The sequence below is a fragment of the Aquibium pacificum genome (assembly GCF_040839445.1).
Taxonomy (GTDB): Bacteria; Pseudomonadota; Alphaproteobacteria; order Rhizobiales; family Rhizobiaceae; genus Aquibium; species Aquibium pacificus.
The window spans coordinates 814,149-828,418 of record NZ_JBDPGJ010000001.1; the positions used below are offsets into that span (position 1 = coordinate 814,149).

General features: G+C 67.2%; 10 protein-coding genes. 3 read left to right on the top strand and 7 right to left on the bottom strand.

Features of this window, described 5'->3' with window-relative positions; genetic code table 11:
- Nucleotides 1–80: 80 nt before the first annotated feature.
- From ABGN05_RS03940 to ABGN05_RS03970, 7 genes are all read right to left on the bottom strand, one after another.
- Nucleotides 81–668, bottom strand: coding sequence for an NAD(P)H-dependent oxidoreductase (locus ABGN05_RS03940; protein ID WP_367952678.1), 588 nt, complete (start codon nucleotides 666–668; stop codon nucleotides 81–83).
- Nucleotides 668–1,249 (bottom strand): NAD(P)H-dependent oxidoreductase, encoded by a 582-nt coding sequence (locus tag ABGN05_RS03945; RefSeq protein ID WP_367952679.1) that lies wholly within the window; start codon nucleotides 1,247–1,249, stop codon nucleotides 668–670. Before ABGN05_RS03945 ends, ABGN05_RS03940 begins: the two co-directional genes overlap by 1 nt.
- A gap of 363 nt (nucleotides 1,250–1,612) precedes the next feature.
- The gene (locus tag ABGN05_RS03950) at nucleotides 1,613–3,016 is read right to left on the bottom strand and encodes an FAD-binding oxidoreductase (protein WP_367952680.1); all 1,404 of its coding nucleotides are present in this window, start codon (nucleotides 3,014–3,016) and stop codon (nucleotides 1,613–1,615) included.
- Between the two features lie 6 nt (nucleotides 3,017–3,022).
- Nucleotides 3,023–4,330 (bottom strand): cytosine deaminase, encoded by a 1,308-nt coding sequence (locus tag ABGN05_RS03955; RefSeq protein WP_367952681.1) that lies wholly within the window; start codon nucleotides 4,328–4,330, stop codon nucleotides 3,023–3,025.
- 232 nt (nucleotides 4,331–4,562) lie between these two features.
- On the bottom strand, nucleotides 4,563–5,420 hold the full coding sequence (locus tag ABGN05_RS03960) for an ABC transporter permease (RefSeq protein WP_367952682.1): 858 nt from the start codon (nucleotides 5,418–5,420) through the stop codon (nucleotides 4,563–4,565).
- Complete coding sequence (locus ABGN05_RS03965) at nucleotides 5,407–6,228, bottom strand: ABC transporter ATP-binding protein (RefSeq protein ID WP_367952683.1); 822 nt, start codon at nucleotides 6,226–6,228, stop codon at nucleotides 5,407–5,409. The genes ABGN05_RS03960 and ABGN05_RS03965 overlap by 14 nt, the downstream gene beginning before the upstream one ends.
- A gap of 64 nt (nucleotides 6,229–6,292) precedes the next feature.
- Entirely contained in the window at nucleotides 6,293–7,297 is a 1,005-nt protein-coding gene (locus tag ABGN05_RS03970) for an ABC transporter substrate-binding protein (RefSeq protein WP_367952684.1), read from the bottom strand.
- 292 nt (nucleotides 7,298–7,589) lie between these two features.
- On the opposite strand from ABGN05_RS03970, the gene ABGN05_RS03975 reads away from it, so the two are divergent.
- From ABGN05_RS03975 to ABGN05_RS03985, 3 genes are all read left to right on the top strand, one after another.
- Nucleotides 7,590–8,387, top strand: a complete 798-nt coding sequence (locus ABGN05_RS03975) for a creatininase family protein (protein WP_367952685.1) — start codon at nucleotides 7,590–7,592, stop codon at nucleotides 8,385–8,387.
- A 119-nt stretch (nucleotides 8,388–8,506) separates the two neighbouring features.
- The gene (locus ABGN05_RS03980) at nucleotides 8,507–11,851 is read left to right on the top strand and encodes a transglutaminase family protein (RefSeq protein WP_367952686.1); all 3,345 of its coding nucleotides are present in this window, start codon (nucleotides 8,507–8,509) and stop codon (nucleotides 11,849–11,851) included.
- A gap of 6 nt (nucleotides 11,852–11,857) precedes the next feature.
- Nucleotides 11,858–14,269, top strand: a complete 2,412-nt coding sequence (locus tag ABGN05_RS03985) for a circularly permuted type 2 ATP-grasp protein (protein WP_367952687.1) — start codon at nucleotides 11,858–11,860, stop codon at nucleotides 14,267–14,269.
- Nucleotide 14,270: the final 1 nt, after the last annotated feature.

Sequence of the window (14,270 nt, forward strand, 5' to 3'; positions counted from 1 at the left end):
GTATGCTGCCGATGCCACGAAAGCCGATTGCGGCATCTGCGCCGAACCTCACCCAGGGGCAGGCAAGCGCGAGATTGCGCCTAAAATGCGGAGAGTTTGGCCTCGACCTTCTTCAGGTAAGCGGCGCGCGAGGCTGGCGTCGACTGGTCCATGCGGTAGTGCGCCAGGAACAAGGTCCTGCAGCGCCAGCCGCAAAGCGCCCGGATGCCGCGCAGGACGGTCCGGCGGCCGGGATGCCCCACGACATGCGACCACCAGCGCGGAGCGCCGCAGGTCGTCACCACGGCGATCTTACGGATATGGGTCAGCAGCGGCCGGATCTTGCCGCCGTTCTTGTCAAGTTCGAAGACGACGTCGAGCGCCCAGACCCGGTCGAGCCAGCCCTTGAGCATCGCGGGAAGCCCGTACCACCAAGTCGGATAGACGAAGACGATCGCCTCTGCCCAGCCGAGCGCCTCGATGTGGGGTCCGAGCGCGGGATCGGTCGGGGCGTGATCGTTGTAGCTGCGGCGTTCCTCGCAGCCCATGACCGGATCGAACTTTTCGGCGTAAAGGTCGATCAGCCGCGTGTCGTGACCGGCATCTTTCAACACCTGGAGGGCGGTGTCCCGCAGCGCCGCGCAGAAGCTTTCCGGTACCGGATGGCAGTGGACGACGAGCACGCGCATCAGAAGGCGTCCATCGCCCTTCCGACCTTTTCCATGAAGCGCCCGCGGCTCAGGTCGGTCGAGCGGTTCATGTCGTAGTGCGCGAGGTACTTCACCGGCGCGCCGGGCCTCACGGTCACGCGCAGCAGGCGCTGCACCAGCTTGCGCGGCGGATCGCCCATCAGCCAGGCGCGCAGCCGGTCGCCGCCATAGGTGGTGACAGCCGCGACTTTGGAAATGTTGTGCAGCGAAGGCTGCGCCTTGCCGTCCACCATGGCAAAGGAAACGCCGGGCAGGAAGACGCGGTCGAAATAGCCCTTCAGGATCGCGGGGTAGCCGAAGTTCCAGACCGGGTAGCACATGACCAGCGCATTGGCGGACCGCAACCGTTCAACGTGCGGCCGCACGTGCGCAACGTTGCGGTCGAGGTCATGGTAGTCGAGCCGCTCCTGCCGCGACAGGCGCGGGTCGAAATCCTCGGCATAGAGGTCGCAGTCGTCGACCTCGTGCCCCTTCGCCGACAGGCGATCGACGATAAGCCGATGCAGCGCGGCGTTGAAGCTCGTTTCCACCGGGTGGGCATGGAGGAGCAGGATTCTCATGCTTGTCCGCCGTGTAGCGGACCCTCGGAGCAAGCCCCCCCGGCTTCACGAGGAATGCACCGCCTCACCGCCTCGCTTCGCAAGCCACCTCTCCCCCTGCCCGGGGGAGAGGATAGGCGCCGGGCCGCTCTCGCTCTTTCGTCGTCGTACTCGCGGGAAGCCTGAGCTGCGAATCCTCTCCCCCGGGTAGGGGGAGAAGTGGATCGGGCGAAGCCCGAGACGGTGAGGGGGTGCTTTTCCGCGACTGAGAGGAGCGGGTACGGGATGCGGGAATGCGTTGAGACGGGTCCGCGGGGTTCGCAGGGGATCGGTCCGCCGTGCGTCGAAGCAGGAGAATGGAAGCGCGGCCGACGGTACATCCCGCTACGACGCCCTCTGCAGCCGCGGGAAGAGGAACGGCTTGTCGGAGCGGTAGTCATAGTCTGGGTTCTCCCAGGCGATCATCTTGCCGGGGTTGAGCAGGCCCTTCGGGTCGGCCTCGCGCTTGAAGGCGAGCTGCACCTCGTCGGTCTGCTTCATGCCGCCTTCCTCCAGCGTGTAGCGGTGCGGATTGAAGATGGGACAGCCGTTCTCCTCGTGCAGCCGGATGATCTCGTCCAGCCGCTCCCTGGTCGAATAGCGGATCATCGGCAGGCCGAAGCAGGTGATGTCGCCGTCGAAGCGCACGAACTCCAGGTGCCCGATCATCTCGTCGGGGACCATGGCGTGGATTTTCTCCACCAGTTCGAGCTGTTTCGGGAAAGGGTAGAGCACCTGGAGATAGGTGATCGCCGAATCGACCCGCAGCGCCCTGAGCGTCGTATGGTTCCAGGAGAGTTCCGCTGCCGGCGGCAGGCCCTTCGTCTCCTCCGCGCTGGCAATAGCCGCATTGAAGACGATCTCGCCGCCTGTGCGCGCCGTGAAGGCGAGGAAGGCATCGAGCGCCTGCGGCGCCACCATGACGAGGCAGATGCTCTGGCCCTCGCGCAGGAACTTCTGGTGGCGCTTGAAATAGTCGAAAGGCGCGGGGGCCGCTATGGGCGAGACGAGCTTGGTGAGAATGCCGTCCTGGCGGGCGAGGGCGTTGCCGTAGCGCGCGGCGTCCATGAAGCTCTCGAAGCCGACGATTACGTCGACCCACTCGTAGGCGGCGGTCAGCGGCATCTCGACCTCCGTGATGATGCCGTTGGTACCGTAGGCATGGGTGACCTTGTGCAGTTCCTCGCCGGTGAGTTCGAGCACGCGCGGCTCTTCCTCCATGGTCACGACGCGCAGCCGCAAGATGTTGCCGAGATCGCGCAGGCCGCCCCAGCGGATCGAGCCGATGCCGCCCGAGCCGCCGGCCACGAAGCCGCCGATGGAGGCGGTCTGGTAGGTCGAGGGCGACAGGCGAAGCTCCTGGCCGGAATGGGCGCGCGTGGCGCGGTCGATCTGGGCCAGCACCGCGCCCGGCTCGCAGACCACGCGGCCCGGTGCGATCTCCTTGACGGCACTCATCTCGGCGAGGTTCAGCAACACCCCGCCCGAGAGCGGCATGGCCTGGCCGTAGTTGCCTGTGCCGGTGCCGCGCGGCGTGACCGGGATGCCGAGCCGGCAGCAGGCGGAAAGCACCCGGATCACCTCGGCCTCGTCCTTCGGCGAGACCACGATGTCGGCGGTGACGTGATCGAGTTGCTCTTTCAAGACGGGCGAATACCAGAAGAAATCGCGACTCTTCTGCTTCACGACTGCCGGATTCTCCTCGATCCGGATGCCCTCGATTTCGGTCTTGAGTGCTTCGATATCCATCAGTCCCTAACCCACGACGGTGTCGAGTTCGGCATAGTCCGGCACGGCGGCCTCGATCGCGCGGCCATCTCGCACGACGATGCGGCCACTTTCGGGCCGCGACAGCAGTTCGGTCCAGCTCCGCCCCCGGAAGACGATGAGATCGGCCGCCCCGCCCACGGCGAGCCTTCCCGCGTCCTGCAACCGCATGATGTCAGCGGGCGTGGCCGCCACCGTTCTGGGCCAGTCGGCAACCGGATGGTCGAAATGCAGGGTGCGGGTCGCCATGCGGTAGACCTCCAGCACGTCGAGGTCGCCATAGGCGTAGAACGGATCGCGCGTGTTGTCCGAGGCGACCGCCACGGGGATGCCGCGCGCCTTCATCTCGTGCAGCAGCGTCACCCCGCGCCAGCGCGGCGTCGAGCCGTTGGAGCGCCGGTCCTGGAGATACATGTTGCACATGGGCAGCGACACGACGGCCACGCCCGCCCGCGCGACCTTGTCCAGCGTGTCGAGCACGTCCGCATCCGGCTGGCGCGCCAGCGAGCAGCAATGGCCGACGAGGATTTTTCCTTCGAAGCGATGTTCCAGCGCTTTTTCGGCGATCTTCTTCAAGGAGATGGCCGAGACGTCGTCGGTTTCGTCGGCATGGAAGTCGAGGTCGAGCCCGCGTTCGATGGCGGTCTCGAACACCCGATCGAGCAGGGGTTCGAGGTCGGGCACCATGTAGGTGACGGCGCCGAGCACGCCCCGCGCGGCGGCGACGCGGTCCGCGAGTCCGGCGAACCAGTCCGCCTCGCGCACCCCGTCGATGCCGAGCAGGCAGACGGCCTGGAGGTCGATGCGCCCGGCCCAGCGCTCGCGCATCGTCTCGAACACCGGCCAGGAGATCGTCTCCTGCGGAGAAATTGAATCAAGATGGGTGCGTATCGACTTGGTTCCGTGGGCGAATGCGCATTTCAGCGCGAACTCCATGCGCGCATCGACGTCCGCCGCCGACCAGTTCGCCGCCCTGTCGGCGCCGACCGCCTCCAGCGCGCCCATGAAGGAGCCGTCGGGGTTGGGGCGGCGCGGCCAGATATGACCCTTGTCCAGATGGGTGTGGCAGTCGACGAAGCAGGGAAACACGATGCGGCCGGCGAGATCGACCGCGCGCGGCGGCACCGGCTTGTCGCGCCGCGGCGCGATGCCGGTGATCTTTCCGTCCGCGATGGCGATGTCGACCAGCGCGAAGCCGTCCTCGTCGGTCGAGCCGAGGTCGGCGGTGGCCAACGAGGAATGCATGCGGGCGTTGGCCAGCACGTACCAGCCGGAGGAGGGGAGGTCGAGCGTCACGGGAAAATACCTCTCTCGCGGAAAGGAAGCACCCCCTCACCGTCTCGCTTCGCGAGCCACCTCTCCCCCTGCCCGGGGGAGAGGAAACGCGGCGTTGTCTGTCGTGCCCAAACTGTGAGCGCCGAAACGATTATCACAGGCCAAGGGAGCGCGCCTTTCCTCTCCCCCGGGCAGGGGGAGAGGTGGCCCGAAGGGCCGGTGAGGGGGTGCTTGGACGGTTCTTCCAGCATCATCACCGCTCCTGCTTCAACGCGCTCTCGTGCCAGCGGCGCAGGATCAGGTGGGAGATCCAGGAGAGCACGAGGAAGATGACGATGCCGGTGGCCGAAATCAGGATCAAGGCTGCGAAAAGTCGCGGCGCGTTGAGCCGGTAGCCGGCCTCGATGATGCGCGAGGCCAGCCCGGAGGACTGGCCCGCGGAACCGGCGACGAACTCGGCCACCACCGCGCCTATCAACGCCAGGCCGCCGGCGATCTTCAGGCCGCCGAGGAAATAGGGCATGGCGGAGGGGAGCCTGAGCAGCCACAGTTCCTGCCAGCGGCTGGCGCCGTTCAGCCGGAAGAGGTCGCGCAGATTGCGGTCGGCGGAGTTGAGCCCGAGCGTGGTGTTGGACAGGATCGGGAAGAAGGCGACGATCCAGGCGCAGAGCAGGAGCTTGGCGGTCTGGTTGTCGACGTAGATGTTGATCAGCGGGAAGATCGCCACGATCGGCGTCACCTGCAGCACCACCGCGAAGGGGAAGAAGGACATTTCCACCCATTTCGACTGGGTGAAGAGCACGGCGAGCCCGACGCCGCCGAAGACCGCCAGCGCCAGGCCGAGGAAGGTGATGCGCAGCGTGACGAGCAGCGAGGAGAACAGCAGAGCGCGGTCGTCGACCAGCGACTGGAGCACAAGTCCCGGCCGCGGCAGGATGTAGTGCGGGATCTCGTTCCAGACGCAGATGCGGTCCCAGGCGAGGATCGCGGCGAGCATGATGGCCAGCGGCAGGACCCACCTGCCGATGCGCTCGAAACGCTCTGTGCGGGCGCGGCGCGCCTCTTCGGCATCCAGCATCGTGGCCGGACGGCTCTCCTCAACGGCCGCCATGTGCGGCTCCGGATTCGTGGGTGGCGTTGATCGCGGACAGAAGCGCCTCGGAGGCTTCCCGGCATAGGGCTGCGTATTCCGGCGAGGTGCGGAAGCGCTCGTCGCGGGGGTAGGGCGCGCCGACCTCCAGTTCGTCGTGCACCCGGCCGGGCCTGGCTGCCATGACGACGATGCGGTTCGACAGGAACACGCTCTCGAAGACGCTGTGGGTGACGAAGACGACGGTGAAGCGCTGGTCGCGCCACAGGTCCAGGAGGTCGTCATTGAGCTTGAAGCGGGTGATCTCGTCGAGGGCGGCGAAGGGCTCGTCCATGAGCAGCACGCGCGGCTTCGTCACCAGGCCGCGGGCGATCGAGACGCGCATCTTCATGCCGCCGGAGAGTTCGCGCGGCACTGCGTCCTCGAAGCCCGAAAGATGCACGCGCTCGAGAAGCCCCCGGATTGCCGGCTCGGCCTCGCGGCGCGAGACGCCGCGCAGCCTCAGCGGCAGCCAGACATTGTCGAAGACGCTCGCCCAAGGCATCAGCGTCGGCTCCTGGAAGACGAAGCCGACATCCTTTTGCCCGATACCCTCGCCCTGCCATTCGATCCTGCCGGTTGTGGGCGAGGACAGGCCGGCGACGATCCGCAGCGCGGTCGACTTGCCGCAGCCCGAGGGGCCGAGCAGGCTGACGAAATCGCCCTCGCGGATTGAGAGGTCGACGCCCCGCAGGGCGGTGACGCCGTTCGAGAAGGACTTGCCGACGCCGCGCAGACGCAACAGCGGGACGTCGGGCGCCGCTGCCGGGAGCGGACGGCTTCTTTCCATGCCGGTGATCACCTGAGGCACGGCCGGTCCTTCGGGTCGTCGATGAGCAGGCTGGCCGAAGCGCCTACTTCTTCAGGTCCATCCCGACGCCCTTGTTGACGAAGTCGAGCGTGTAGGACTTCTTGATGTCCAGCCCGTCGGCGACGACCTTGGCGTTGACCATCTTGGCGTAGAAATCGGCGATCTTCTCGTCGGTCATTGCGCCGATGCCCTTTTCCTCCGCCTCGCCGGAAACGACGATGCCGAACTTCTTCATCTGGTCGATGGAGAAGGCGATCTGCTCGTCCGTCATGTCCGGATTGTCTTTCTTGATCAGATCGTTGGCGGCTGCGTTGTCGTTGTAGAGGTAGTTGTACCAGCCCTTGGCCGAACCATCGACGAAGCACTGCACGACCGCCGGGCGCTCGTCGATCGTCTTTTGCATGGTCTCGATCGTGGTGGCGTAGGTGGTGAAGCCGTAGTCGGCGAGCAGGAACTGGTTCGGCTCGAAGCCGCCCTCCTTCTCTACCGCATAGGGCTCCGACGTCACATAGCCCTGCTGCACCGATTTCGGGTTGGCGATGAAGGGGGCGGGGTTGAAGGTGTAGGGAATGCGTTTGGACGCGTCGAAGCCGAGATCGGCGACCATCCACTGGAAGTAGCTCTGGAAACCCTCGTCGGAGAGGATGTATTGCTCGGCGTCTTTCAGGCTCTCCCAGGTGTCGAGCCCCTGGCCGGGGTGGCTCATCAGCACCTGCGGCTCCTTCTGGAAGGTCGCTGCGACGACCCTGAGCGGAATGTCCTGTTCGACGGCCGAGAAGGCCTGGAGCATGTTGCCGCCCATGTAGAAGTCGATCTTGCCGGCCAGCAGCAGCGGCCTACCGGAGACCTGCGGCCCGCCCTGCATGATCTCGACGTCCAGCCCGCATTCGGCATAGGTGCCGTCGGCGACGGCCTGGTAGTAGCCGCCATGCTCGGCCTGGGCCAGCCAGTTGGTGCCGAAGACGACTTTTTCAGCGGCGCCTGCCGCCATCGGAGAGAGCGCCAGGACGGCGATGGCGGCGACGGCGGAGCGGAATCTTCTATGCATGACACGACCCCTTTTTGCTTCGATCCCGCCATCGCGTGGCGGGTGACGGAAACCGGATTTTCATGACGCAAGACGCATGCCAGAGCCGAGACCGGCGCGGGCGCCCGCCGCGCGGACCGGCGACCGGGCGTCCATCTGGGCCGCTGCCGATCGCACATGCAGCGTGCCCATTTTTTCACCGCGAGTCCATCGGGCATCGGTTTCGTGCACCGGCCTGCTTGATGCGCGGCTTCATACGGGGATAGTGACAGCGGGACGCCGCTCCGCGCGGTGTCGGACAAGGAACGGATCGATGACGGCACGAATGGTCTGGTGGGGGAGTTACCGGACGACGGACTACGCGGCGATCGATCCGGAGACGACCATCGCCGTGCTGCCGGTCGCGGCGATCGAGCAGCACGGCCCGCATCTGCCGGTCTCGACCGACACCACGATCATGCAGGGGATGCTTGAGACCGTCTTCCCGCTCCTACCGGAGGATCTGGATGCCCGCTTCCTGCCGGTGCAGGCGGTGGGCAAGTCGAACGAACACTTGCATGCGCCGGGCACGCTGACCCTGCCGGCGCCGCTCCTGATTGAGGCCTGGACGGAACTCGGGCTGTCGGTGGCCCGCGCCGGCGTGCGCAAGATCGTCTTCGTCAATTCGCATGGCGGCAACGAGGAGATCATGGGCATCGTCGCACGCGAACTCAGGGTCCGGGCGAGGATGCTGGCGGTGAAGACGAGTTGGCAGCGCTTCGGCCGACCCGCCGGCATGTACACCGATGAAGAGGAGCGGCTGGGCATCCACGGCGGAGACGTCGAGACGTCGCTCATGCTGCACTTCCGGCCGGACCTGGTCGACATGGCAAACGCACGGGATTTCGCCTCCGCCACGACGCGGGCCGACGAAACCTTCGCGCTCCTGAAACCGCAGGGCACCCACGCCTTCGCCTGGATCGCCAGCGACATCAACCCGGCCGGCGTGGCCGGCAACGCGTCGATCGCGACCGCCGAGAAGGGTAGGGCGACGGCCGAATTCCAGGCCGCCGGCTTCGTGCGGCTGTTGCACGACGTGCGCGCGGCGCGGCTCGACGACTGGATCACCTGAGCGCGTCCCGTCGCCCCCGCCGCCCGCGGTCAGGCGGCCGGCCTCCTTCCGCGCTGCAACAAAGCGGTGGTATCTGGCGCGGATATTTGTGACACTCCGCCCGCAACGCGAAACCAAGCATGTCCATCAAAGCAGCCGTCCACCATCTGACGCACTACCGCTACGACCGCCCGGTCACGCTCGGCCCGCAGGTGATACGCCTGCGACCGGCGCCGCACTCCAAGACCAGGGTGATCAGCCATTCGCTGAAGGTCGAGCCGTCGAATCACTTCGTCAACATCCAGCAGGATCCCTACGGCAACTATCTCGCCCGCTTCGTCTTCCCGGAGCCGGTGCGCGAACTGCGCATCGAGGTCGACCTCGTGGCGGACATGACGGTCTACAATCCGTTCGACTTCTTCGTGGAGCCGGAGGCGGAGACCTGGCCGTTTTCCTATCCGGAGGACCTTCGCGACGATCTGTCGATCTACCTGAAGCCGGAGCCGGCGACGCCGCTACTCCAGGCGTTCCTCGACAGCATCGACCGGTCCGGCAAGAACACGGTCGACTTCGTCGTCGACCTCAACGCGCGCATCCAGCGCGAGACCGGCTACGTCATCCGCATGGAGCCGGGCGTACAGACGCCCGAGGAGACGCTGGCGAGCGCCAAGGGCTCGTGCCGGGATTCCTCATGGCTGCTGGTGAACGTTCTGCGGCACCTGGGCATCGCGGCGCGCTTCGTGTCGGGCTACCTGATACAGCTCAAGCCTGATCTCGCCGCGCTCGACGGGCCGGCCGGCACCAACCACGACTTCACCGACCTGCACGCCTGGTGCGAGGTGTACCTGCCGGGGGCAGGCTGGATCGGCCTCGATCCGACCTCGGGCCTGCTGACCGGCGAGAGCCACATTCCGCTCGCTGCGACGCCGCACTACCGCAACGCCGCCCCGATCTCGGGCCTAGCCAGCTACGCCGAGGTGAATTTCGAATTCGACATGTCGGTGAGCCGGGTGGCCGAACACCCGCGCATCTCCAAACCCTTTTCCGACGATGCCTGGGACGCGCTCGACGCGCTGGGTGAAAAGGTCGACGCCGCCCTTGCCGGCAACGACGTGCGCCTCACCATGGGCGGCGAGCCGACATTCGTGTCGATCGACGATTTCGAAGCCGGCGAATGGAACGCCGACGCCGTCGGTCCGACCAAGCGGGCGCTGGCCGACGGGCTGATCCGGCGCCTGCGCGAGCGTTTCGCGCCGGGCGGCTTCCTGCACTACGGGCAGGGCAAGTGGTATCCCGGCGAGACCCTGCCGCGCTGGACCTTCTCGCTCTACTGGCGCAAGGACGGCAAGCCGATCTGGACCGATCCCTCGCTGGTGGCCGAGGAGAAGGCGCAGACGGGCGCCAGCGCCGAGACGGCGGAGGCGCTGCTTGCGGGCATCGCCGAAAACCTCGGATTGCCAAAGGAAAACGTCGCACCCGCCTACGAGGACCCGGCCGAGTGGGTGCTGAAGGAAGGCAACCTGCCCGAAAACGTCGACCCGTCCAACTCGAAGCTGGATGACGCCGAGGCGCGCAACCGCATCGCCCGCGTGTTCGAGCGCGGCCTGACGAAACCCTCCGGCTTCGTACTGCCGGTGCAGCGCTGGCAGGCCGCCGCCTCCGGACATCGCTGGCGCAGCGAACGGTGGAAGACGCGGCGAGGCAAGCTGTTCCTGGTGCCGGGCGATTCGCCCGTGGGCTACCGGCTGCCGCTCGGCGCGCTGCCTTACGTGCCGCCGACGAGCTATCCGTTCATCGTCGAGGTGGACCCTTCGGTGGAACGCGGGCCGCTGCCCGATGGGGCCGAACTCCTGGCCCGCAACCAGATGGCGCCGGCCGACGGCCGGGCCCAGCCGGAAGCCTCCTTCACCGCCTCGGGCGAGACACAGGACCGCGTCGAGCAGCATCTGACCGACATCGAAGGCGCGGTGCGCACCGCGCTTGCCGTCGAACCACGCGACGGGCGGCTGTGCGTCTTCATGCCTCCGGTCGAGGCGCTGGAGGACTATCTGGAACTGGTGGCGGCCGCCGAGGACGCGGCGCGCCCGCTCGGCCTGCCGGTGCACATCGAAGGCTACCCGCCGCCGCACGACCCCCGGCTGAACGTGATCCGCGTCGCCCCGGACCCGGGCGTGATCGAGGTCAACGTGCATCCGGCGGCGAACTGGCGCGAATGCGTCGAGATCACCACGGCCGTCTACGAGGAGGCCCGTCAGAGCCGCCTGGGCGCCGACAAGTTCATGATCGACGGCAAGCACACCGGCACTGGTGGCGGCAACCACGTCGTCGTCGGCGGCGCCACGCCCGGCGACAGCCCCTTCCTGCGGCGGCCCGACCTGCTGAAGAGCTTGGTCCTGTTCTGGCAGCGCCATCCCGCGCTGTCCTATCTCTTCTCCGGACTGTTCATCGGTCCGACCAGCCAGGCCCCGCGAGTCGACGAGGCGCGGCACGATTCGCTCTACGAACTGGAGATCGCGCTCTCGCAGGTGCCGGCACCGGGCAAGGGGGCCGCTCCGCTGCCGTGGCTGGTCGACCGTCTGTTCCGCAACCTTCTCGTGGACGTGACCGGCAACACCCACCGCTCCGAGATCTGCATCGACAAGCTGTTCTCGCCCGACGGTCCGACCGGCCGGCTCGGCCTGATCGAGTTCCGCGGCTTCGAGATGCCGCCGAGCCCGCGCATGAGTCTGGCCCAGCAGCTTCTGGTGCGGGCGCTCATCGTGCGCTTCTGGCAGGACCCGCTCGACGGCAAGTTCGTGCGCTGGGGCACCACGCTGCACGACCGGTTCATGCTGCCGTGGTTCGTCTGGCAGGATTTCCTCGACGTGCTCGCCGACCTCGGCCGCCACGGGTTCGATTTTTCGCCGCAATGGTTCGAGGCGCAGCTCGAGTTCCGATTCCCCTTCGTGGGACAGGTTTCCTACGAAGGCGTTGATCTCGAACTGCGTCAGGCGCTGGAGCCGTGGCATGTGATGGGGGAGCAGGGGGCGATCGGAGGCACGGTCCGCTTCGTGGATTCCTCGGTCGAGCGCTTGCAGGTCAGGGCCGACGGACTCGACCCGGAACGCCATCAGGTGCTGTGCAACGGCCGCGTCGTGCCGCTGACGAAAACCTCGCGGGCCGGAACGGCGGTGGCGGGCGTGCGCTTCAAGGCGTGGCAGCCCGGTTCGGGCATGCATCCGGCGCTGCCGGTCGACAGCCCCCTCGTTTTCGACGTCTACGACCGCTGGTCGAAACGCTCGATCGGCGGCTGCGTCTACCACTCCGCCCATCCTGGAGGGCGGAACTACGAGACCTTCCCGGTCAATTCCAACGAGGCCGAATCGCGGCGGCTCGCCCGTTTCGAGGCCTCGGGCCACTCGCCCGGAATGCGCGTGCCGCCCGTCGAGGAGGTGCCGGGGGAATTCCCGATGACCCTCGACCTGCGGCGCCCGCCGCTCCTGTAGCCGGACATGACCGTCGCCCGATCCAGTTCCGGACCACTCGGCGAGCTGCCCGGTCCGCTCGCGGCCGGCTACCGGCCGGTGCCGGGCATCCACGACGAGATGATGGACGCTTCGGGATCGGTCCGGCCGCTGTGGCGCAAGCTGACGGCGGGGCTGGATTCGCTCGGGCCAGACGTTCTGATTTCGCGTTTCGGCCGGGCCGACCAGTACCTTCGCGACGCGGGCGTCTACTATCGCGTCTACGGCGACGATGCCGAGCAGGAGCGCGCCTGGCCGCTGGCGCACGTTCCGCTGCTCATAGGCGAGGGCGAATGGGCGGAGATCTCGTCGGCGCTCGCCCAGCGGGCGGAGCTTCTGGAAGAGATCGTCGCCGACATCTACGGCGCAAACCGGCTGGTCGCCGAAGGCCTGCTGCCGCCGTCGCTGATCGCGGCGAACCCCGAATTCCTGCGGCCGCTCGTGGGCGTCGTGCCGGCGAGTGGCAACTACCTCCATTTCTGCGCCTTCGAACTCGGCCGCGGTCCCGACGGCACGTGGTGGGTGCTGGCCGACCGGACGCAGGCTCCGTCCGGCGCCGGATTCGCGCTCGAGAACCGGGTGGCGACGACCCGCGCGCTGCCCGAGGCCTTCGCGTCGATGAACGTGCCGCGGCTCGCCGGCTTCTTCCGCGCCTTCCGCGATTCCCTTTTCGGTCTCGTCCGGCAGGAAAACGGCAGGGTGGCGATCCTCACCCCCGGCATCCACAACGAGACCTATTTCGAACACGCCTACATCGCCCGCTATCTCGGCCTGCTCCTGCTCGAGGGTGAAGACCTGACGATCAGCGACGGCGCGGTCATGGTGCGGACCGTCTCGGGTCTGAAGCCGGTCGAGGTGCTGTGGCGGCGCTTCGATGCCGCGTTCCTCGATCCGCTCGAACTGAACCAGACGTCCCGCATCGGCACCCCGGGGCTGGTCGATGCGCTGCGCGGCGGCACGACCGCGATGGTGAACGCCCCCGGCACGGGAATCCTGGAAACGCGGGCGCTGCTCGCCTTCATGCCGCGCCTCTGCCACCATCTCCGCAACGAGGAACTGCAACTGCCCGGCATCGCAACCTGGTGGTGCGGCGGGGAGGCCGAGCGGCGCCATGTCGCGGACAATCTCGACCGGATGATGATCGGGCCGGCGCTCTCCACCGTTCTTCCCTATGACGACAGTGCCGCCACGGTGCATGGTGAGGCGCTGGGCGGCGAGGAGAGAGCCGATCTCCTGCGACGGCTCGGGGCGGAAGGAAGCCGCTACGTGGGGCAGGAGGCGGTTCGCCTCTCCACCGCGCCGTTCTTTCACCAGGGGAAGCTCGAACCCCGGCCGGTCATCCTGCGTGCGTTCGCCTGCCGCACGCCGCAGGGCTGGAGCGTGATGCCGGGCGGCTTCGCCCGCATCGGCAGCAGCGCCGACACGGCGGCCATCGCGATGCAGAGGGGAGGGCGCGCGGCCGACGTCTGGGTCGTGGAGAGCAAGCCGGTCGAGCCGCTCTCGCTCCTGCCGCAGGAGGGCGACGCCGTAAGGCGTGCCGACCCCGGAGCCCTGCCCAGCCGCGCCGCCGACAATCTGTTGTGGCTCGGGCGATATGTGGAGCGTTCGGAATTCATCGTGCGCGTGCTACGGGCCTATCATTCGCGGCTTGCCGAAGCGGTCGATCCCGAGACGCCGCTGCTGGAATTCGTCCACGCTCACACAGAGAGGCTCGGCATCGACGTCTCGCAGGCGGTGCCGTCCGGCCTACTCGCGGGGATCGACAGCACTTTCGCCAGCGCCGGGCGCATCCGCGACCGCTTCTCGCCGGACGGATGGATGGCGCTGAAAGACCTTTCCAAGACCGTCCATCGTTTTGCCGGAGCGGTGCAGCCGGGAGACGACGCCGCCCGGGCCATGTCGGTCCTGTTGCGCAAGATCGCGGGCTTCTCGGGCCTGGTGCACGAGAACATGTACCGCTTCACCGGATGGCGGTTCCTCGAAATCGGGCGGCGCCTGGAGCGCGGCATCCAGATGTCGCGCCTGCTCGGCAGCATGACTTCCGCGGACGCGCCCCAGGGAGCCCTGGAGATGCTGCTCGAGATCGGCGACAGCATCATTTCGCACCGCCGCCGCTATTCCGTGCACGCCGGACGGCTGACGGTAATCGATCTCCTGGCGCTCGACCCCTATAATCCCCGCGCCGTGCTGTTCCAGCTCGAGGTGCTGAAGGCGGAGATCGAACTTCTGCCGAACGCGATGCGGCACGGGGTCCGTTCGGACCTCGCCAAGGAGATCCTGCGACTGCACACGGAGTTTGCCATCCGCGAACCCGAGGACTTCACGCCCGATCTGTTCCGGCTGGCCGGACAGGAACTCGGGGACCTGGCGAGCCTCATCGACGCGACATATTTCGGATGAT